This window comes from Pedobacter sp. KBS0701 (assembly GCF_005938645.2).
Classification (GTDB): Bacteria; Bacteroidota; Bacteroidia; order Sphingobacteriales; family Sphingobacteriaceae; genus Pedobacter.
The window spans coordinates 6,057,702-6,077,998 of record NZ_CP042171.1; the positions used below are offsets into that span (position 1 = coordinate 6,057,702).

General features: G+C 38.3%; 18 protein-coding genes and 1 tRNA gene. 11 read left to right on the forward strand and 8 right to left on the reverse strand.

The window, feature by feature from the left end:
* The first annotated feature begins 237 nt into the window (after nt 1-237).
* From thiD to FFJ24_RS24740, 3 genes are all read left to right on the forward strand, one after another.
* A complete protein-coding gene (gene thiD, locus FFJ24_RS24730) occupies nt 238-1,056 on the forward strand; it encodes a bifunctional hydroxymethylpyrimidine kinase/phosphomethylpyrimidine kinase (protein ID WP_210419426.1) in 819 nt (272 codons plus the stop codon).
* Nucleotides 1,053-1,706, forward strand: coding sequence for a TenA family protein (locus tag FFJ24_RS24735; protein ID WP_138819760.1), 654 nt, complete (start codon nt 1,053-1,055; stop codon nt 1,704-1,706). Before thiD ends, FFJ24_RS24735 begins: the two co-directional genes overlap by 4 nt.
* Before the next feature lie 106 nt (nt 1,707-1,812).
* Nucleotides 1,813-3,018 (forward strand): MFS transporter, encoded by a 1,206-nt coding sequence (locus FFJ24_RS24740; RefSeq protein ID WP_138819761.1) that lies wholly within the window; start codon nt 1,813-1,815, stop codon nt 3,016-3,018.
* A 379-nt stretch (nt 3,019-3,397) separates the two neighbouring features.
* Here FFJ24_RS24740 and FFJ24_RS24745 read toward each other — a convergent pair whose 3' ends face one another.
* The 5 genes from FFJ24_RS24745 to FFJ24_RS24765 all read right to left on the reverse strand — a co-directional run bounded on the left by FFJ24_RS24745 (nt 3,398) and on the right by FFJ24_RS24765 (nt 11,180).
* Nucleotides 3,398-4,201 carry a hypothetical protein gene (locus FFJ24_RS24745; protein ID WP_138819762.1) on the reverse strand — a complete coding sequence of 268 codons (804 nt, stop codon included), beginning with the start codon at nt 4,199-4,201 and terminating at the stop codon, nt 3,398-3,400.
* Between the two features lie 607 nt (nt 4,202-4,808).
* Nucleotides 4,809-8,003 carry an efflux RND transporter permease subunit gene (locus tag FFJ24_RS24750; protein WP_138819763.1) on the reverse strand — a complete coding sequence of 1,065 codons (3,195 nt, stop codon included), beginning with the start codon at nt 8,001-8,003 and terminating at the stop codon, nt 4,809-4,811.
* Nucleotides 8,004-8,068: 65 nt separating this feature from the next.
* Nucleotides 8,069-9,136, reverse strand: coding sequence for an efflux RND transporter periplasmic adaptor subunit (locus FFJ24_RS24755; RefSeq protein WP_138819764.1), 1,068 nt, complete (start codon nt 9,134-9,136; stop codon nt 8,069-8,071).
* Nucleotides 9,137-9,138: 2 nt separating this feature from the next.
* Entirely contained in the window at nt 9,139-10,479 is a 1,341-nt protein-coding gene (locus FFJ24_RS24760) for a TolC family protein (RefSeq protein WP_138819765.1), read from the reverse strand.
* 89 nt (nt 10,480-10,568) lie between these two features.
* Complete coding sequence (locus tag FFJ24_RS24765; RefSeq protein ID WP_138819766.1) at nt 10,569-11,180, reverse strand: TetR/AcrR family transcriptional regulator; 612 nt, start codon at nt 11,178-11,180, stop codon at nt 10,569-10,571.
* Nucleotides 11,181-11,346: 166 nt separating this feature from the next.
* Between FFJ24_RS24765 and FFJ24_RS24770 the strand changes: the two genes are divergently transcribed.
* From FFJ24_RS24770 to FFJ24_RS24785, 4 genes are all read left to right on the forward strand, one after another.
* Entirely contained in the window at nt 11,347-11,787 is a 441-nt protein-coding gene (locus tag FFJ24_RS24770) for a sterol desaturase family protein (protein WP_371716935.1), read from the forward strand.
* A gap of 10 nt (nt 11,788-11,797) precedes the next feature.
* Nucleotides 11,798-12,247, forward strand: a complete 450-nt coding sequence (locus FFJ24_RS24775; RefSeq protein WP_138819767.1) for a hypothetical protein — start codon at nt 11,798-11,800, stop codon at nt 12,245-12,247.
* Between the two features lie 41 nt (nt 12,248-12,288).
* A complete protein-coding gene (gene murB, locus FFJ24_RS24780) occupies nt 12,289-13,305 on the forward strand; it encodes a UDP-N-acetylmuramate dehydrogenase (protein WP_138819768.1) in 1,017 nt (338 codons plus the stop codon).
* Nucleotides 13,306-13,428: 123 nt separating this feature from the next.
* On the forward strand, nt 13,429-13,959 hold the full coding sequence (locus FFJ24_RS24785) for an RNA polymerase sigma factor (RefSeq protein WP_121284155.1): 531 nt from the start codon (nt 13,429-13,431) through the stop codon (nt 13,957-13,959).
* Nucleotides 13,960-14,391: 432 nt separating this feature from the next.
* Here the strand turns inward: FFJ24_RS24785 and FFJ24_RS24790 are convergent, their stop codons facing one another.
* On the reverse strand, nt 14,392-15,873 hold the full coding sequence (locus FFJ24_RS24790) for an NAD(P)/FAD-dependent oxidoreductase (protein WP_138819769.1): 1,482 nt from the start codon (nt 15,871-15,873) through the stop codon (nt 14,392-14,394).
* 203 nt (nt 15,874-16,076) lie between these two features.
* On the opposite strand from FFJ24_RS24790, the gene FFJ24_RS24795 reads away from it, so the two are divergent.
* The 3 genes from FFJ24_RS24795 to FFJ24_RS24805 all read left to right on the forward strand — a co-directional run bounded on the left by FFJ24_RS24795 (nt 16,077) and on the right by FFJ24_RS24805 (nt 18,017).
* Entirely contained in the window at nt 16,077-16,607 is a 531-nt protein-coding gene (locus FFJ24_RS24795; protein ID WP_138819770.1) for a hypothetical protein, read from the forward strand.
* A 1-nt stretch (nt 16,608) separates the two neighbouring features.
* Nucleotides 16,609-17,298, forward strand: coding sequence for a lycopene cyclase domain-containing protein (locus tag FFJ24_RS24800; protein WP_138819771.1), 690 nt, complete (start codon nt 16,609-16,611; stop codon nt 17,296-17,298).
* A gap of 476 nt (nt 17,299-17,774) precedes the next feature.
* Nucleotides 17,775-18,017 (forward strand): cytochrome b5 domain-containing protein, encoded by a 243-nt coding sequence (locus FFJ24_RS24805; RefSeq protein ID WP_138819772.1) that lies wholly within the window; start codon nt 17,775-17,777, stop codon nt 18,015-18,017.
* 140 nt (nt 18,018-18,157) lie between these two features.
* Here the strand turns inward: FFJ24_RS24805 and FFJ24_RS24810 are convergent, their stop codons facing one another.
* A complete protein-coding gene (locus FFJ24_RS24810) occupies nt 18,158-19,078 on the reverse strand; it encodes a PfkB family carbohydrate kinase (RefSeq protein WP_138819773.1) in 921 nt (306 codons plus the stop codon).
* 143 nt (nt 19,079-19,221) lie between these two features.
* Here FFJ24_RS24810 and FFJ24_RS24815 point away from each other — a divergent pair.
* Nucleotides 19,222-19,298: transfer RNA gene (locus FFJ24_RS24815), tRNA-Asn, on the forward strand.
* Nucleotides 19,299-19,851: 553 nt separating this feature from the next.
* Here the strand turns inward: FFJ24_RS24815 and FFJ24_RS24820 are convergent.
* Nucleotides 19,852-20,217 (reverse strand): nuclear transport factor 2 family protein, encoded by a 366-nt coding sequence (locus FFJ24_RS24820; protein WP_138819774.1) that lies wholly within the window; start codon nt 20,215-20,217, stop codon nt 19,852-19,854.
* Between the last annotated feature and the right edge of the window lie 80 nt (nt 20,218-20,297).

Below are 20,297 nucleotides of genomic sequence, written 5' to 3' on the forward strand. Positions count from 1 at the left end.
TTTAGGGGTGCCTTCAAATAAGTTGGCTGAGAATATACCCTTTTTGAGGTTAAAGGCAGAAGTAAAAAGGTAGAGGGTTAGTTTCCTTCAGCCTTAAAATCCTCCAGCCATCAACCTCAAATGGACCTGATCCGGATCATGCTGGCGTAGGAAATTAGTTTGTCTGCAATAATTGCATAAAATGCCTTCGGCATTTGAAGACTCCTGAAGTTGTACAACAAAATGAAGTCTTTAGCAATGGATTACATTCAAGTATTAACAATTGCCGGCTCAGATAGTGGGGGTGGGGCTGGCATTCAGGCCGATTTGAAGACCTTTTCGGCCCTGGGCTGTTTTGGTACATCGGTAATTACAGCGGTAACTGCACAGAATACGCTAGGGGTGCGTTCAGTGCATGGTATTCCGGCTGCAATGATTAAAGATCAGTTACAGGCAGTATTGGATGATATAGCACCAGTGGCCATTAAAATTGGAATGATTAACCGTGCCGAAGTGGTACAGGTGATTGAAAAAGAACTAAAAGCTTACCAGCAATCTGTTCCTGTTATTTTAGATCCGGTAATGGTCGCTACCAGCGGTCACCGCTTAATCGAACCCGATACCGTTAACCAATTAGTAGAAAAATTGTTCCCTATCGTTAGTTTGGTTACACCAAATATAGATGAGGCCATAATCCTTTCGGAACAAAAAATCAATAACCTCGATGATATGGTTGCGGCAGGGAAGAAAATCATCGAAAAAGGCGCAAAAGCAGTTTTAGTTAAAGGTGGTCATTTGGCTGGGCCGATTATTTACGATGTGCTCATTTCTGGTACTGAAATTCCGGTGGTTTTAGAAAGTGCCTTTATTGCTTCTAAAAATCTACATGGAACGGGTTGTACACTTTCATCGGCTATAGCTGCCGAAATGGCGAAAGGCAACAATTTATTATCCGCAATTAAAAATGCAAAAAACTACATCAGCCAGGCCTTAAAAGCTGGTAGCGAAGTAAAAACAGGTGAAGGTAATGGGCCGCTAAACCACTTTTTCGAACCTTTAAGATTAATTATCCAATGAAGTGGAGCGACGATGCCTGGGAACGGGTTAAACCCATTTATAATAAAATTTTAACCATGCCCTTTAATAAGGAGCTGAGCAATGGTACCTTACCGAAAGAAAAATTTATCTTCTATTTAGTACAGGATGCCTATTACCTTTTAGAATTTGGGCGGACGCTAAGCACTATTAGCGGGCGTATGCAAGATGCAGATTTGGTAATGGCTTTTGCCGGATTTTCTACAGGCGCTATATTTGCCGAGCGGAGTTTGCACGAAAGTTACTTTGTAGAATTTGGTTTAGCAAGCCAGGTGCAACCCACTCCATCTACACTCTTGTACACCAATTATATTCTTAGTCAGGCTGCGTACGCCAATGTAGAAATAGCAGTAGCGGCTGTTTTGCCCTGCTTTTGGATTTATAAAGCGGTGGGCGATCATATTTTCGCTCAACAGACCAATGATCAAAATCCCTATAAGAGATGGATTGATATGTATGCAGGAATCGAATTTGCTGCAGCAGTTGAAAAAGCAATTGATATTACAAATCAACTGGCAGCACAGGCCAATGCCGCAACTCAACAAAAAATGCTGGATGCTTTCGAAATGGCAACCCGTTTAGAATGGATGTTCTGGGATAGTGCTTATGAATTGGAAAAATGGAAAATCTAATATTTTAACCCTATAAGCAACAAATTTTTGATAAAATGTTAAAAACTTGTCGGTATTTCCAATAGATTTAAAGAACTTTGCAGTTCTATAATTTTAAGACATCACTTTGGAAGAAAGCACGCAAGAACAGGAAATTTTAAATAGACAAGAAGATAAACCTGTATTAGCACAAAGCTCTCCAAAACAAGTACGTTTAGCCATATCTGCCTTTTACTTTATGCAAGGGGTCTGTTTTGCAAGTTGGGCCAGTAGGATTCCAACTTTTAAAGCTTCAATGGGTTTAAATGATGCAGAACTAGGCTCTATTCTTTTTGCATTACCTGCAGGACAGATCATTACCATGTTTTTTTCTGCAAAACTGACCACACATTTCGGTAGTAAAAAAATGCTCAGGGCAACTGCGCCATTATATGCAATTGCCTTAACTTTTTTAGCACTAGCCACTACTGGTTGGCAACTGGCTGCTTTTTTGGTTTTATTCGGCATAACAGGTAATCTTTGTAACATCGCCTTAAATACACAGGGTGTTGCCGGCGAAAACTATTACGGCAAACCTATTATGAGTTCTTTTCATGGCGCCTGGAGTATCGGTAATTTAACCGGTGCATTAATTGCGCTCGGTTTGGTTAACTTAAAATTAGGCATGTATACCCATTTTTGGATTATTGCCCTAATATCTTTAACCAATGTAACCCTTAACTGGAAAAAGTTGCTGAACTATAATAAACCAGATACCGTAATTGAGAAGACAAAGTTTTTTACCATGCCACAAGGTATTTTAGTGTTATTGGGTGTTATCGCATTTTGTAGTATGGCTACGGAAGGTACAATGTTCGATTGGAGCGCTATTTATTTTGAAGATGTGGTGAAGTTACCTCATAATAGGGCGATTATTGGTTATGCATCGTTTATGTTTATGATGGCAAGTGGAAGGTTTTTGGGCGTATACTTGATCGGTAAATTTGGGCGGAAAAACCTGTTGCAGATCAGTGGTGCCATTATATCGATAGGTATGGCACTTGCCGTAATATTCCCGAATCTGATTGTTGCCATTTTTGGCTTTATGCTTATTGGCTTGGGCGTTTCGAGTATTGTACCGATGGTATATAGCATAGCGGGTAATAACAAAAAAGTGCCTGCTGGTAAAGCCATAACCATGGTTTCGAGTATCGGTTATTTTGCTTTTTTGTTTGGTCCGCCCTTAATTGGTTATGTTTCGCAATTATCGAGCTTGCGTTATTCTTTTGGAATCATTTCCGTTTTTGGCCTGCTGATTACTTTTCTGGTTACGAAAATAAAGGAGATAAATTAGGATTTTGTTCCTTAAAAAATCTATCGGTTATTTGGAGCGCAAGGTCACTACAAAAAAAATACATTTCTTCCCGTTTTTCGCTTGTACGCTTCGCTTCCTCGTACCTCGTTGCTACAGGGTACCACTTCAACCGGGGCTAATTGGCCAAAACAGCTTTTCATTTTAAGGGTTGCAGGATGCAGAATCCCTGTTCCTAAACCCGATTGCAGCGAGCATCCCGATTTTTAATCGGGATAAAGCGCAAAGCGGGACTACAAGCCTCCATGAACCACTGTATGCTCATTTCCAAATCTTAAGATGCTAAAATGTCTTAATTTATTTCGGTGGTTAAAACACCAATAGATAGAATAATAAGCTTAAATTTTCTTCAATGTCTTATCTATTCTTTCCTGATTATCCCATGTTCCTTCAGTGTAGCAACAGCAAGTTCGATCAACCTGAAATTTTCTTCCAGATGCCCGTGCTGCACTTCTACATTGATATAAGGGATATTATTTTGCATGGCATAAACCGATAGGGAACCATCATTGGAAGCAAATTTAGATTGAAGAATTACATTCACGTTTGCCTTTTTTAAGCTGCTGAATAATCTTGGCTCGGTTACGTAAATAAGATCGTCACCATCCATCTGGAAGTTAATGTAAACGGAATCGGCGGTGCTGGCTAAATCGTAACCTGGTAAATAAGACGAGATTCCAAAACCACCATCGGCATTGTTATGGAGGGTTAAAAAATAACCCGTAGTTTTTGGATCGTAAAAATCTACAATTTGCTTTCCTGCATTTAATATGGCTTTTTCAACTTCGTTAGAGCTGAACTGGTTTTTCTTTAACCTGGTATTAACCCCCACTTCGGTGTAGATCGCATTAGGGTCTATGCGGTACTGGTCGTCCATATAGCTGAAATAATAATCCCGAACGGCTCCGTACTGACTGTCGATCAATTCACCGCCATACCATCGGATATAATCAAAACCAGCCTTTACACCCGTATCTTCATTATCGTGTACCACCAAAAATTTTACACCATTGGGTTTATAGCTGTATTTTACTAAGGTAATATCCAAATTATAGAGTTTAATAAAGCTCGAATCAGTACGCATAGCTGCAAAAACAGGAGGGTGTTGCGCTTTTACAAGGAGTGTAGAACAGATTAGGAACAGGCTAAGAATGATTTTGAACATAATCCCTAATATACAATGTGAGCACATAATTTGTTTGCTGACAACATTGTAGAATTATCTGCGCATGGAAAAAGCAAGTAATTTAAATATGCTTTTACATGTTTCTGAGTTCTTTGGTCTAAAAAAATAGTGGTTCCCGACTATCCCAGAACAATCTTATTAAAATAAAATCTATTATTCGCAGCTAAAACCATGTGTTTTAGATGTGTTTTCGCTGCGGATAAAACTAGTTTTCATAGTTGATATTAAAAGGCAAAAAAATGGAATTGCTCATTGGAAGAATAGTCAATGGTGTTCAAAGTGTTACTTTCATCAGTTTTGTTATACCCGCAGAACGCATTCGGTCAATTCATTAAAGCACCACGATTGTCAGTCTGAGCGTAGTCGAAGACTTTTTGAGGTTGGTTAATCGTAAATAAATACCCTTCGACTACGCTCAGGGTGACATCTTTTGAGATTTATTCCCTTAACTTAATGACATTGTGCATTTGGTTCAGATTAATAAGATTTATGATCTTCACTAAACCATGGCTCTTGATTTTTAAAACTCCACAAAAAAGCCCCGATTTGGGGTCGGGGCTAAATTGATTGTTAATCTGGATGTTTATTAATGTCCGTGATCTAAGTCGTATTCGTTTACATCTTTATGGTCGTATGGTTCAACCATTAACTCGTCGATGGTTTTTCCTTTTTTATTGAAGCCAAGGCGCTCTAACATTCTGTCGAACATTAAGTACACCACAGGTACCACAATTAAAGTTAAGAACAATGAACTGGTTAATCCACCTACAATAACCCATGCCAAACCATTTTTCCATTCGGCACCTGCACCGCTTGCCAGGGCAATTGGAAGCATACCAAATACCATGGCGATGGTTGTCATTAAGATTGGACGTAAACGTGCATGGTTAGCCAACACAAGCGCTTCTTTGGTTTCTTTACCTTCAGCTTTTAAGTGGTTGGTAAAATCGACCAGGATAATCGCATTTTTCGCTACGAGACCCATTAACATAATTAATCCCAAAATGGTAAAGATACCAATTGAATTATTGGTTAAAGCCAGGGCCAACAGGGCTCCGATTACCGCTAGCGGAAGTGAAAACATCACCACTAATGGATAGATAAAACTATCGTAGAGGGCAACCATAATCAGGTAAACCAAAATGATCGAAGCCAATAAAGCGATACCTAAGGTACCAAAACCTTCGCTTTGGTTCTCCTGATCACCCGCCCAACTATAACTTACGCCAATTGGCGCTTTGAGTTTGCCATTTTTTTGCATCTCTTCCAGTTTTGCCTGGAATTCTGCAACCACGGTTCCTGTTGGTCTACCGATTGATTGGGCCTTAACTGATACTGAAGTCGATTTATTTAAACGCTCCAGTTGACTTGGTCCTGAACCTTCAGTAATGGTTGCAAACTGCGATAACTTAATCTGTTTGCCATCATTATTTACAAAAATCAGGTTACGTACGTCGTCAATGTTCTGGCGGTTAAAGTTTTGATACTGGATATTGATATCATATTCGTATTCGCCTTTTCTGTATTTGCCATCCGTGTTACCCGCAAAAGCAGTCTGCATGGTAGAACCTACGGTTTGTAGCGTTAAGCCAACTGCCGACATCTTATCACGGTCTACCTGAACGTTAATTTCAGGCGTTCCTTTTTCTACCGATAATTTAATCTCTGTAGCACCAGGAATAGAAGCAAGTACTTTCTGTGCACCTTCGGCATATTTCAAAGCACTATCCAAATCAGAACCCATTACCACCAACTGGATCGGTGCATTTTCTGCAATACCCAAAATACTGATTGGAACGGTTTTTACTTTTGCACCAATTAATTCTTTTGCCAGTGCACGGCTCATTTTCGTTGCAAAAATATCTGAAGAAACACCTTCACGTTCATCACGCTCAACAAGTTTTACGTTGATCTCCGATTTATAGGCTGTTGCCTGCGTACCACCGAAATCACCTGTCGATTGTCCTACAGTTGTAATTAATTGTGTAATCTCTGGTTGTTTATCTAAGAAAGCCTCGGCTTTTTGTGTTAAGAAGTTGGTTTGCTCTAAAGAAGCATCTTTTGGTAACTCCAGCTGAACCAAGAACTCACCTTTATCTGATTTAGGGAAGAACTCAGAACCAATAAAACCGCCTACCAATAAACCGCAAGAACTTAAGAACATCACCACTACGGCAACTAAAGTAAGTGCTTTATGGTTTAACGACCATGTTAATATACTGGTAATCCAAAGGGTAAATTTCTTTAACTGTTTTTCGAACCAGAGAATGAAACGGCCAAATATGTTTTTACCTTCAATATGTTCCAATTTACCGAAACGAGAGAAGATCAATGGTACAATAGTAAATGAAGCGACCAACGAAAGTAAAGTTGCAATAATTACCACAATACAAAACTGACGTAAGATGTTAGATACTAATCCGGTACTTACCGCAATCGGGAAGAACACCACCACAATTACGAAAGTAATGGATACAACCGTAAAACCGATCTCTCTTGTCGCATCAGATGCTGCCCTTACCTTGTTTTTACCCATCTCCATGTGTCGCTGGATGTTCTCCAGTACCACAATCGCATCATCCACCAGGATACCTACCACGAGTGATAGCCCCAACAGCGACATTAAGTTTAAAGTAAAGCCGAACAAGCTGATTCCGATAAAGGTGGCAATTAACGAAACCGGAATGGATACCATTACAATTAACGCATTACGTAAGCTGTGCAGGAAGAAAAGCATTACGAAGGCCACCAAGATAACCGCAAGAATTAAATCGTGGATTACCGCATCGGCTGATTCTAAGGTAAAGATTGAACTGTCGTTAACAATTCTGATATCAAGCTTATTGGCTGCATATTCAGTTTTAAGTTTGGCAATAATGGCGTGTACACCTTTACTTACCTCTACTGCATTCGCATCACTTTGTTTAATGATCTGGATAGCGATAGACGCTTTACGATCGATACGTGCCAGTTTCTCGGTTTCTTTTTGCGAATCCTGAACATCGGCTACATCACCTAAGCGGATCTGTGCTCCATCTTTAGTTGTTGTTAAAACAAGGTTTCTCAATTCTTCCATACTTCTGTATTTACCCGATAAACGGATTAATACATCCTGATTCTGCGTTTTAACACTTCCAGTAGGGAAATCGAGGTTAGAACTCAAAATTAATTGTTGCACCTGAGGAACCGAAAGGTTGTAGCCCTGGAGTTTATTGGCATCTAACGAAACCTGAATTTCGCGTTCTGAACCACCAACAAGGTTAACCTGTGCAATACCACTTACCCTCGAAATTACCGGAGCTATACGTTTATCGATTAAATCGTAAAAGGTAATATCATCCATATTGGCTGATGCCGACATGGTAATTACCGGTAAATCATCCAAAGAGAATTTACTTAACGACGGCGTTTTTACATCCTCAGGCAGATCAGAAAGAATGGCGTTTACCTTTCTTTGTGCGTCATTTAAGGAAATATCGATGTTTGCCGCATCAGTTAAGGTGATGGTAACAGTTGATAAACTCTCAAACGATACAGAATTGATTTTCTTAATGTTTTCCATCGATGATACCGCATCCTCAATCTTTTTGGTTACGGTGTTTTCAACCTCATTTGGCGAAGCGCCAGGGTAGATGGTCGAAATAGATACTACGTTGTTAGAGAATTTTGGAAGTAATTCATAACCCAACGAAAAGTAACTTAGTAGCCCAAGCAAGGTAAGTGCGGTAAACACCACAATCACCAGCGAAGGCCTTTTTATAGATATGTCTGTTATCTTCATTTTAATTCGTATTGCGTTTTGCGATTGGCATATCGCGTTTTTAAAAGCCGAAAAATTCTGTTAACTTACTTTACGATACTAACGGCAGTACCTTCAGTTAAGTTAATCTGTCCACTGGTAATTACAGTTTCACCTTCTTTTAAGCCGTCAAGAATCTCAACATTATCTCCTAAAATACGGCCAGCTACAACATTACGGGTTTTGGCAGTATTGTTGGCTTTGTCCAATACGAAAACCTGATTGCTGCTTACACTACCCACAAATGATGTACGTGGGATAAGGATGCTAGGTGCTTGTTTAGGAAACTTAAATATGGCAGTTCCGTACATACCGGCTTTTAAAGTGTTTTTGTGGCTGTTCTCTACTTCAATTTCAATAGGGAAGTTTAAGGTTCCATCAGCTTTAGCAGCGATGAAAGTTACCTTTCCGGAGAAATTATCAGTTGGGAAAACAGAAGATTTAATGTCGATCTGGTCACCGATTTTAAGATTGGCAACCTGCGATTCGTTAACGTTTACTTTTAATTTTAATTTAGAAACATCAACAAGCTCGAACAATTGAGTGCCCTGGGTATTTACAAAAGCACCAACTTCGATGTATCTTTTGTTTACAATACCGTTAATTGGCGATTTAATGTTCGCATCACTTAATCTTCTTTGTGAAGCCTGTAAACGCAGTTTTGCATTTCTTGTAGCCAATTTAGCCTGGTCTAACTGTTGTTGCGTAACACCACCAGTTGAGAATGAGCTTTGGTATCTGGCCTCATCTCTCACTGCATTCTGGTAGTTAGCTTCAGCAGTTTCCCTATCTGTATTGATGATTTCAGCGTCAACGCGGGCTAAAACCTGTCCTTTGCTTACCCGGTCACCTTCATCTACATAAATAGCCGTAACACGACCAGCATTTTCTGATAAGAAGTTAAGTTCTTGTTTAGGAATAAAGTTTCCGTTTGCACTGAAATCTAAATTTACAGCTTTTCTTTCTACTTGGGCAACACGAACGGCAACAGCACCACCACCTTTAGCAATGAAAGCAGTTTTTTCTTCGTTCTTCTTTTTATTGTTGCTTAAAACATAAGCTATTGCACCAAGGGCAACAACAACTACGATGATTATGGTAATTACTCTTTTCATTTCTATTGTACTAGCGATTTAATATTTCCGTTTGATTTGATTAATTGTATTTCGGCTATTTTATAATTTAATAAAGCCTGTGTATAGCTGTTTTGTGCCGAGGTAAGTGCATTTTCGGTATCCAAAAGGTCGGTTAACGAAGCTAAGCCGTTATTGTAGTTATTTTGGGTACTTCTATAGATCTCTTGCGCTAAATCGGCATTTTTACGCTGCGCTTTAATAGTATTTAAATTATTGCGCAATTGTATTTTTGCATTTTCATAAGCCAGGTTTAAAGCATTGTTGGTCTCTTTTCTGCTTTCCTGAGCCTTTTTAATGTCTACATCAGCCTGGCGGATTTTAGAACGGGTTAAGAAACCGTTAAAAATTGGCACTTTTAAGGTTAATCCAATTGCTGACGAACCAAAACCGATAGCCGAAGCATTCGTTTTAAGGAAATCGAAACTATTGCTCTGGCTCGAATAGGTATAATTGCCTGTTAAAGACAAACTAGGATAGTATTCGGCTACATAAGCTTTTCTTTGCAGGGATAAAAGTTTATCCTGGTTATTTAAAAGTTTAACTTCAGTTCTGTTGGCGAGATCGATAGAATCTGTAAACATAGGTAATGTAGTTACTTCTGTTAATTCGGTAGCAGGAAGGCTAATTGGAGTTGCAACCGCCATTCCCATCGAAAATTTCAACTGGTTTTCCAATTGGGTAATCGCATTAAGCGTTTGCTCGCGCTGTGTATTTAAATTGGTTAGGTTTACACTAATCCGGTCTACATCGATTTTTCTGGCTAAACCATTTTTATATTGGTTACCCACAATTTTTTCAACCACTTTAACATTTTTAATGTTGGTGTCGATTACGTTAAGCTGTTGCCTGTTTACCAAAACCTGGTAGTAATTGTTGGCCACCAGTTCGATAATTTGTTCTTCTGTTAACTGTGAAGTAAGTGCATAATATTCTTCGCTTGAACGTGCAGCCTGCAGGCCGGTAAAAACCTGTTGGTTAAATAATTGCTGCGAAAGTTGAACGCCTGCGGTAGAATTCCAGTTCTGCCCTAATTTAAACGACTGTGTTGCTCCACCAATATTAGCAACCAACTGGCCAATAATAGGGTTGTAAGTTAAACCTACATTTCCGGTGAGTTGTGGTAAGGCTTGTGCCCTTACTTCTTCTACCTTGTACCTTCCGCCTTCAATATCCAACCTGGCATTGCGCACTTTTGTGTTGTTTTGGAGCGCAAATGTGAGCGCATCTTTTAAGGTAATTTGCTGCTGTGCAATTGCCAGCTGCGGTAATACCGAGCCAATAATGACGATGAGCATTAATCTTACCATTTTTATTCTAAGCATAATGTATTGTTTTTTTGTTTTTGGGTTTCTTCTCTATTTTTTCAAACCAGTTAATTCGGGTCTGTTTATTGATGCTAACGTCACGCTTTTTAGTCTACACACCTTAAACCTCTTATAAAGATGGTGGTCAGGTTTTTTTGTTTTAAAGTCATTTTATTTAATGCTTTTTTATCAGGGAAAAGGTCCTTGCCGGTTTCCATAATACACATTGTACAAAGGCCCATTAAACTTTCCAGGTATAATTCGGCAACATGTGCTGTATCATCATGCTCAATTTCTCCTTTTGATTTAGCCAGACTAAAAATCTCTGCGAAAAAGTCCTTTTCCGATTCTTTTAATGAGTGCAGTTTACTTTTAATTACCTCATCGTTCAGTAAATCCGGAATGCCCTCCGTAATGCGGAGCATGTAATATTTTTGGAAAAAGGTGTTCCGAACATCAATGGTATTAAAAAGAATTTCCTGTACCGGCAAATCAGGGTTGTATTTCTTTTTAATCAGTTCAAAGAAATCGTTAAACACTCTTTCAATTACTCCCACAATCAAATGTTTTTTATCCGGAAAATAATAATAAAGAGATGGTTTGGATACAGATAGATCTTCGGCAATATCATTCATTGTGGTTTTACCAATACCAAAATGGATAAAGCGTTTTATAGCACCATCAATAATTTGCTCTCTCTTTTTATCGGCTACAATCATTTTACTTTTCTACTTTCTGACTTTTTTAATATTTTAGTCAAAAATAGTGCTAAAAAATGATTTGTCATGAAACGTTTTTTAAAAACATTGTTAAGCTTACAGTTTTATGACATAATTTTGCATATTTGGCTGTTATATATCTTTACAAACCAATCATTTAGAAAAATTGTCTGTATTTATCAATATTCTTATCGTATTATTTACCATTATTTTTATGGAGTGTTTGTCGTGGTTTATACACAAGTATTTATTCCATGGACCACTGTGGTTTATGCATAAAAGCCATCACCAAAAGGCAAAATCATTTTTCGAATGGAACGATCTGTTTGCGGTGTTATTTGCTGGAGTGTCCTTATATTTAATGTACACCGATCAGGATAGTTTTGGCTACCTGTTTTTTGCGGGCTTAGGCATTACTTTGTATGGACTGATTTATTTTGTAGTACACGATTGGTTTGTGCACCGTCGTTTTAAAACCTTTAAAAGTAATAATGCTTATTTGCAGGCAGTACGTAAAGCGCATAAAATCCACCATAAAAGTAGGGGGAAGGAAAAAGGGAAAGCTTTTGGTTTGTTGTTTGTGCGGAAAGCAGTATTAAAGAGCTAAATTAAGCTATATGAAAAATTATTATCAGATCATTCTTCTTGTAATTATCTCTTTGACCTTATATTCTTGTGAAAAAAAGACTGATAAAGACCGCGCCATTGCACTTGTAGAATCGAAATACGAAACCAGTAACCGGGATTTGAATTTTGATGGTTCAAAATTGGATAGTCTATACAATATATCTCCCCAGGCTTATGCCGATAGCCTGAAAAAGGGAAACGAGCTGGATATTACCCTGGCTGAATTAGAAAGTCAGATTGAGCATTTGAGTCAGGCAGAGTCGGATAGCGTAGGTTTGATCAGCGCCAGATTAACTAAAGAGCGATACCACTTGTTGGAATTTACTAAAACGAAACCTGCGTTTATTGGCTGGAAACTTTCTGGGGTAACTATAGCAGGAGATAAGCCTGAGATTTTAAGCCTTAATTTTGATAAGGGGATTACCAAAATCGTTCCTTAATTATTTTTTATTCTACTTTTGCAGCATAACCCAAAATCAATATGCTTCAAATCCAGGAAAATATTTCTCTAAAACCATATAACTCATTTGGTATAGATGTTAAGGCCAGCTATTTCGCTGAGATATTCTCTGAGGCAGATCTGGTTAGCTTATTTAAAAACGAGATCATAAAATCTCAAAAGCTTTTAGTGATTGGCGGAGGTAGCAATGTGTTATTTACTCAGGATTATAACGGATTAGTTATTAAAATCAGCATCAAGGGTATTCAATCTGAAGTTATTGATGATAAAGTTTTGGTAATTGCTGGTGCAGGTGAGGTCTGGAATGATTTTGTAAACTATTGTGTTGAACATCATTTTGCAGGTGTAGAGAATTTAAGCCTGATTCCCGGCACGGTTGGCGCTTCACCCATACAGAATATTGGTGCGTATGGGGTAGAGTTGAAAGACGTTTTCGAAAGCTGCAAGGCATTTGAAATTAAAACCGGGAAAATGAAAACCTTCGGCTATGCCGATTGCCGTTTTGGTTATCGTGAAAGTATTTTCAAAAGGGAATTAAGGGGGCAGTATATTATTACATCTGTTACTTTCCGTTTGTCAACTGAAGCAAAAATTAATACTTCTTACGGTGCAATTGAAACGGAGTTGCTGAACAGGGGAATCGAAAATCCAAATATTGCTGATGTTTCTTCTGCCGTATCGCACATCCGTGTGAGCAAACTGCCCGATCCATCTACTATTGGTAACGCTGGCAGTTTCTTTAAAAATCCAGTAATCGAAAAATATGAATTTGCCGATATTGTGGCAAAGTACCCCGATGTGGTACATTACCCCACAGCAGATGATAAAATTAAATTAGCAGCAGGCTGGTTAATTGAACAATGTGGCTGGAAGGGTAAAGTGGTTGGTCAAACAGGCACATGGAAAAATCAGGCTTTGGTTTTAGTTAACCATGGACACGCAACTGGTACAGAAGTGTATAATTTTTCTGAACAAATAATAGACAGTGTGAAGTCTACTTTTGGAGTCATTCTGGAAAGAGAAGTAAATATTCTGTGACGAAGGCTGGCTATTAAGTAGTTAAGCACTTTTAACACCGTGCCAGAAAATTTTGGTATTAAGTTTGTTTAGGTTTAGTAGAATAAGCAATAATTTGTTTTAATCTACCTAAAGCTAAAAATCATGACAAAATTTGAATTCAATCATCTGGTTAATCATCACTCGGTATCACTTAGGTCTTATGCTTTAAATTTTACTAAAGACGCAGAAGACGCAAATGATTTGGTTCAGGACACCATGCTTAAAGCAATCACTTATTACAATAAGTTTAAAGAAGGTACTAACCTGAAAGGCTGGTTATTTACCATTATGAAAAATACTTTCATTAATAACTACCGTCGTTTGGTAAAAACCAATACGCTAATTACACAAAGCGAAGATATTTCTTCTGCAAATCTTTCATACAGTGCGACTAAAAACCAGGCAGAAAGTAAATTTGTACTGGGCGATATTGACAAAGCCCTTTCGCAATTGCCGGAAGAATATTATGTGCCTTTTATCCGCTATTTTGAAGGTTACAAATACCATGAAATTGCGGATATGTTAGAAATTCCAATTGGAACAGTGAAAACCCGTATCCACGTAGCAAGAGGTATTTTAAAAAAATACCTTAAAACTTACTCAAAAGAAATTGCCAGTGTAGAATTGGTATAAGATACATCCATCGAAAAACTAGGGGCTCAGATTTTATCTGGCCCTTTTTTGGTTTGTTCTTATGTCTCCTCATTTCGAGCGGAGTGTTACCTGTACCCATTTTACATCGGTAACTTAATCGAGAACCACGTAGTACTCAGCGAAGCTAAATCCATCTCGAGATAGATCTCTCCATTTCGCTGCTCTTGAGTCGAGATGACGCTTAGATTTTAAGCAAAATTTTCCAAAACAGCCTAAAAAGCAAAAGGCCTGGAAAATCCAGGCCTTTTTGCTTATCATATATTTGGTTAGTTGATTCTTATTTTTTCTTTCAACAATTCGCCTTCTCTCTTATTTCGAAACAAATGCAAACCCCGAACGATTATGTGTTTTGAAGCTTTTTTGCAGTGTTTTTGTTTTGTGGTTATAAAGATAAGGGAAATTTTAAATTTGTCAAGCTTTTTTTAACTTTTTTTTTATTTCTTTTGCTACCACTTGTCCGGAGATGATTGCAGGTGGTACGCCAGGGCCAGGAACGGTTAACTGTCCGGTATATAAAAAATTTGTTACCTTACTTTTCATTTTGGGTTTTAAGAAAGCAGTTTGTTTCAAAGTGTTTGCTAATCCATACGCATTTCCTTTAAAAGCATGGTAATCTTCAATAAAATCGTTCATGGCATAACTTCGTTTAAACAGAATGTTATCACTAATGTCGTTTCCTGTTAAATTTTTGAAACGATTTATCAATAAATTAAAATATTCTTCCCTTTTGCTTTCGCTATCTTTTAAATCAGGTGCAAGCGGAACCAAAAAGAAAAGGTTTTCGCAACCCTCTGGCGCTACACCCGGATCGGTAACCGATGGACAGCAGGCATAAAATAATGGTTTTGTTGGCCATTGCGGGTCAGTGTAAATTTCTTCAGCATGTTGATCAAAATTCTCGTCGAAGAAAAGATTGTGGTGTAATATATTGTTGAGCTTCTTATTTAAGCCGATATAAAACAACAGGCAGGAAGGAGCCATGGTTCTGGTATCCCAGTATTTTTCGGTGTAATTTTGGTACGGCGCATCAAAAAGGTGTTGATCAATGTGGTGATAATCGGCATTGCCCACTATAAAATCACTTTTAAAATTCCCCTTATTTGTAATCACTTCTTCAGCAATGTTGTTCTTAACTTCGATTTTAAGCACCTCGGTATCAAAAATAAATTTCACCCCCTGCTCTTCGGCAATTTTCTGCATGGCATTCACAATTTTATGCATGCCGCCCATAGGATACCAGGTACCTAAAACGAGATCGGCATAGTTCATTAAACTATACAGCGCAGGCGTGTTCTGTGGTGTGGCACCTAAAAATAAAACGGGGAATTCTAACAGTTTCCTTAAACGCTCATTTTTGAACAACTGATGTACGTGCTTGCGCATATTTCCCAAAAGCTGTAGTTTGATTCCGCTAACAGCTAAACGGGGATCGAAATATTCCATTATACTGTGCGAAGGCTTGAAAACATATTCGTTCATGCCTACATCGTACTTGTACTTTGCCTGATCGAGAAAATGTTTTAGGTTGTCGCTGCTGCCTGGCTCTAGTTTTTCAAATAAAGCATATAGGTCATCCAATGTCGCTGGAACATCAATAATATCATTTTTACCAAAATAAATGCGGTAAGAAGGACTTAGCCTTTTCAGTTCATAAAAATCGGACGCTGTTTTATCAAAGATCTGATAGTAGTTTTCGAAAACATCAGGCATCCAATACCAGCTCGGGCCCATATCGAAAAGAAAGCCGTCTTTTTCCCAGGTTCTGGCACGGCCGCCGGCCATTTCGTTCTTTTCAATAACAGTAACATCACAACCATCTTTGGCCAATAAAGCTGCAGCAGCCAGGCCTGCAAAACCGGCACCTATAATGGTAACCTTGGGTTTTTTCTCCATGGTATAAATAAAGGAATTTTATTGCGTTTTGTTTTGGTTTTTTGTCATTCTGTGTTTATCATTCTAAACGCAGTAAAGAATCTTTTTTTTGTTAGAAGTAGTCTTTATGGGAGCTTGATTCAATCGGTAGTTTTGGTGAAATGTATTCAGGATGACAGTTGGAAGCAAATACGCTTAGCTTTTCTTACATTTGCCACCATCTCATGATTAAACTACGCATTATATTTTTGCTGCTATTTGCAGCAAGCCATGTTACTTACGCTCAGTTATCCACTCAGGAAATTGCAATATTAAAAATTAATATGGTTAAGGCGGTTGAAAACTCCAAACTAACCGATTCTTTATTTACCAGGCTAAATAAACTGCCAAACAAAACAGCACTAATTACCGGCTACACAGGAACCCTGGAAGCGCTCAAAGCCAAACACTCCTGGAATCCGTATAATAAGATCAAGTATGTGAGCCGATCGCTAAAAACGATGCAAAGAGCAATAGATATGGATAAGGAAAATCTGGAGATCCGTTTTATGCGGTTTTCGATTGAATTTTATACGCCTTCCTTTCTCGGCTTCAGTAAAGATTTGGCTCAGGATAAAAAAGAGATTGTTAAACATTATCAAAATGGAAACTTCGGTCTTGCTGATCGCGAACTGGTTAAAAACGTAGCTAAATTTATGATCGACAGTAAAAAATGCAGTTCTGCTGAAGTTAAAATTTTGACAAAACACCTTTAGAATGAATTATATCTATCTACTTATTAATATTGCCGTAATTTTTTTTCCATTGGTTTTATCATTTGATAAAAAGGTTCATTTTTTTAGCAAATGGAAGTTTGTATTTCCTGCAATATTGCTTACTGGCATTGTATTTTTAATTTGGGATATCCTGTTTACCAAGCTCCATGTATGGTCGTTTAATCCCGGTTACATCATAGGTGTAAATCTTCTGGGCCTACCTTTGGAAGAGATCTTATTCTTTTTAACTGTTCCGTATGCCTGTATTTTTATTTACGAATGTTTGAACATCTATTTCCCAAAAAATGATCTGCAAAAATATAGCCTTGCGTTAAGTAATCTGTTTCTGGGGCTTTGCGTGGCCATTTTATTTTTTGGTTACAACAGGTGGTACACGCTAATTAATTTTGGCTTTTTATTTATAGTGCTGGCTTATGTAGAATATGTAAATGTGGAGTTTAGGTTTATGTACAAATTTTACAGGGCTTACCTGGTTTCGCTTATCCCCTTCTATATTGTAAATGGTTTTTTAACTGCTATTCCGGTGGTGATGTATAATAATAAGCAAAACCTTGGGTTTCGAGTGGGTACTATCCCTTTTGAAGATCATTTTTATTTAATGGGGCTGTTGCTGATGAATATCTACCTGTACGAAGTTTTTAAAAGCAGGGCTGGTAAAAGTCAGGCATAAGGGAGATAATTTTATTTTTTATTAGGAAACGAACGTTCTGTGTTCTTGGAGGTTTTCAGCCCCGCTTTCCATTACTCCCGACTTAACGTCGGGATTCATTGCATCCGATAGCTATCGGATCGGGTTTAAGAACGGGGGCTGCACTATAAAAACCCCAAAAATGAAATGCTGTTTTGGCCAGCTAGCCCCGGTTGAAGCGATACCCTACAGCAACGAGGGTACGAGGCAGTGAAGCGTAAAAGCGAAAACGGGAGTGAATTTGTTGTCTTGTAGCGACCTTGCGCTTCAAACCGGAACAATAAATTGAAATACACAACATATAGGTTTTCGACTCTGCTCAGACGGAAAACTTTGCAGTGACCTTTTGCTTAAAAAATAATAGCTGGTTAACCATGTAAGAAAACATAAGCTTATATACCCTTTATTTCTTATACGGTTAAAACCTTTTGATTATCTTCAGCCCGAAATTAATTTAAATGGATTTACCAGGCTATACCAAACAACAACTTGCTTTGCGGAACGGACAGGATAAGCCACAGATCTGGGTAGCATACAAAGGCTTGATCTATGATATGACTGATAGCAGGTTGTGGAAAAACGGGAAGCATTACGAGCATTGGGCCGGGCAGGATTTGACTGATGAATTGCCCGATGCACCCCATACCGAAGCTGTTTTTGAAAAGTTTGTTCCGATAGCTGTACTCGTTAAACCAAATTAATTTGTATAAGCTGGATTGTTCGGCTTAGAAATTTACCCAATAAAAAAGCCGCAGTTTATAAGAAATTACTCTTTAAAATCTACGGCTTAATTTATATGCAGTGTGAAACTGGGAACTGCCTATTGAAAACTGTTAACTGATTATATTTCTATGGTGAAAGCACTTAAGTTTACAAATTCTTGAATCCTTGCTGCAACTTCTTCATCGGTTAAATTCAATAACTTTTCTGTTCCAAATTTCTCTACACAGAAAGAAGCCAATGCTGAACCATAAATAATTGCATTTTTCATGTTATTGAAGTTGATTGTACCCACTTTAGCCAAATAACCGATAAAACCTCCTGCGAATGTATCGCCAGCACCCGTTGGATCAAATACTTCTGCCAAAGGCAAGGCCGGAGCGGAGAAAATCTGATCTTCATGGAATAACAATGCGCCATGCTCACCCTTTTTAATGATCAAATATTTTGGACCCATAGCAAGGATTTTCTTCGCTGCTTTTACCAATGAATATTCGCCCGACAACTGACGTGCTTCAGCATCATTAATGGTTAATACATCCACCATTTTAATGGTTTCCAATAAATCATCCATCATAATATCCATCCAGAAGTTCATCGTGTCCATTACGATTAATTTTGGCCGGTTTTTAAGGCGTTTAATTACCGTTTGCTGCACCTGTGGAGTTAGGTTGCCCAGCATCAGGTATTCGCAGTCTTGATAGCTCTCCGGGATAATCGGGTCGAAATTTTCTAATACATTTAATTCCGTAATTAAAGTATCACGGCTATTCATGTCGTTATGGTATTTACCTGACCAGAAAAATGATTTTTCACCTGCTTTAATCTGTAGTCCTTCGGTATCAATGCCATGTTTGGTAAAGGTGTCGATGTCTGATTGATGAAAGTCATCCCCCACTACAGCTACAATTTTTGCTTTATTATAAAAGTAAGAAGCGGCTAAACTTGCGTAAGTTGCAGCACCACCAACAATTTTATCTGTTTTTCCGAAGGGCGTTTCAATAGCATCAAAAGCTACAGTACCTATGATTATCAGGCTCATATATATGTATTAATTTTTTTTTAAAATTTTTCACTGCAAATATTGCATAAATAATTTAAAAGCCCTAATATTGCATTCCCAAAACGAACAAGGGCAATTGTGCTGCAGAGTATAGAGAACCTCGTTTTAGGAACAACCAGCACTCCTTCTTAGCTCAGCTGGTTAGAGCATCTGACTGTTAATCAGAGGGTCGCTGGTTCGAGCCCAGCAGAGGGAGCCAAAACCCACGACGAAAGTTGTGGGTTTTTTGTGTTTAGGGCTGGGCGAGAAATTATCTTGAGCGCAGACGAAGGGATCCAAGCAGAGGGAGCAAAGATTTTCAAGCCTGAAAATCACATAAAAACCCCATTTTTAGCTAATAGGATAGGTTTTTTTATTTCCATAATAGGAGGCTTCCTGCTTCATCTTCTCTTTTCAATAGCCAATTATTGTCAGGTTCTACAGCAAAGATTGCTGAACTTCCCGATAATTTGTTACAAATATCTTACAAGAAAACCCCCGTGATTTAGGACTTCCGGTATCTGTTTACGCAGTTTTTGGTTCTGAAAAATGGAGTATTTATAATAAACTCGATTACAGCTATTCTCACAATCTGGCTAATTGGTGCGAATAAACTGGTTGCTAACTGGTCTTCAATTCCTTCTATAGAAAGTTCCTCAAAATAACCGGCATTGAAATTTGCAGTGTTGTTGATGAGTATATCAATCTTGCTAAATTTATCCAGTCCGGCCTGAACTGCATTACCTTGTACAATACAATCATGCTACCTTAGTCTAAACGGCCCCGGCCGCCCAAAATCCGGCTAGGTGGATCAAGAGGTCGTCCTCGTTGAGCCGTCCGTAACTATGCGCTGTAAAAAGTGCGTGGCCTTGCTGGTCATATTGTGTCCATTCTGAAAGTAGCTGTCCGTGCTGCTGCCTAAACCAATTTACCCGGAAATAACCACCTGGAAATTTTTTTTGGAAGCCGGTAGCATGAGCAAGAAGAGAAATTCGTCCACGGCCATCTACGCCAGGATTTGTAAATACCACATCTTCAGCTACACTTGAATTCAAGAGTTGTTCCTGCTCAGCAGGAGATGCCTTGGCGAATGCGTCTAAGTACTTCTCAAAAACGATTCGAAGTTTGTCGTTGGTCATAACATTATTTGTTGAATGCATTGCTTGTTAATTATTATTCAAAATTAACCAGACAATATGTACATAATGGACTGATTAAT

What these genes read in the sequence shown, in the direction of transcription:
- thiD (WP_210419426.1), top strand. Translation starts at nt 238, where the DNA reads ATGGATTACATTCAAGTATTAACAATTGCCGGCTCAGATAGTGGGGGT.
- FFJ24_RS24735 (WP_138819760.1), top strand. Translation starts at nt 1,053, where the DNA reads ATGAAGTGGAGCGACGATGCCTGGGAACGGGTTAAACCCATTTATAAT.
- FFJ24_RS24745 (WP_138819762.1), bottom strand. Translation starts at nt 4,201, where the DNA reads ATGTTCAAAATCATTCTTAGCCTGTTCCTAATCTGTTCTACACTCCTT.
- FFJ24_RS24750 (WP_138819763.1), bottom strand. Translation starts at nt 8,003, where the DNA reads ATGAAGATAACAGACATATCTATAAAAAGGCCTTCGCTGGTGATTGTG.
- FFJ24_RS24755 (WP_138819764.1), bottom strand. Translation starts at nt 9,136, where the DNA reads ATGAAAAGAGTAATTACCATAATCATCGTAGTTGTTGTTGCCCTTGGT.
- FFJ24_RS24760 (WP_138819765.1), bottom strand. Translation starts at nt 10,479, where the DNA reads ATGCTTAGAATAAAAATGGTAAGATTAATGCTCATCGTCATTATTGGC.
- FFJ24_RS24765 (WP_138819766.1), bottom strand. Translation starts at nt 11,180, where the DNA reads ATGATTGTAGCCGATAAAAAGAGAGAGCAAATTATTGATGGTGCTATA.
- FFJ24_RS24775 (WP_138819767.1), top strand. Translation starts at nt 11,798, where the DNA reads ATGAAAAATTATTATCAGATCATTCTTCTTGTAATTATCTCTTTGACC.
- murB (WP_138819768.1), top strand. Translation starts at nt 12,289, where the DNA reads ATGCTTCAAATCCAGGAAAATATTTCTCTAAAACCATATAACTCATTT.
- FFJ24_RS24785 (WP_121284155.1), top strand. Translation starts at nt 13,429, where the DNA reads ATGACAAAATTTGAATTCAATCATCTGGTTAATCATCACTCGGTATCA.
- FFJ24_RS24790 (WP_138819769.1), bottom strand. Translation starts at nt 15,873, where the DNA reads ATGGAGAAAAAACCCAAGGTTACCATTATAGGTGCCGGTTTTGCAGGC.
- FFJ24_RS24795 (WP_138819770.1), top strand. Translation starts at nt 16,077, where the DNA reads ATGATTAAACTACGCATTATATTTTTGCTGCTATTTGCAGCAAGCCAT.
- FFJ24_RS24800 (WP_138819771.1), top strand. Translation starts at nt 16,609, where the DNA reads ATGAATTATATCTATCTACTTATTAATATTGCCGTAATTTTTTTTCCA.
- FFJ24_RS24805 (WP_138819772.1), top strand. Translation starts at nt 17,775, where the DNA reads ATGGATTTACCAGGCTATACCAAACAACAACTTGCTTTGCGGAACGGA.
- FFJ24_RS24810 (WP_138819773.1), bottom strand. Translation starts at nt 19,078, where the DNA reads ATGAGCCTGATAATCATAGGTACTGTAGCTTTTGATGCTATTGAAACG.
- FFJ24_RS24820 (WP_138819774.1), bottom strand. Translation starts at nt 20,217, where the DNA reads ATGACCAACGACAAACTTCGAATCGTTTTTGAGAAGTACTTAGACGCA.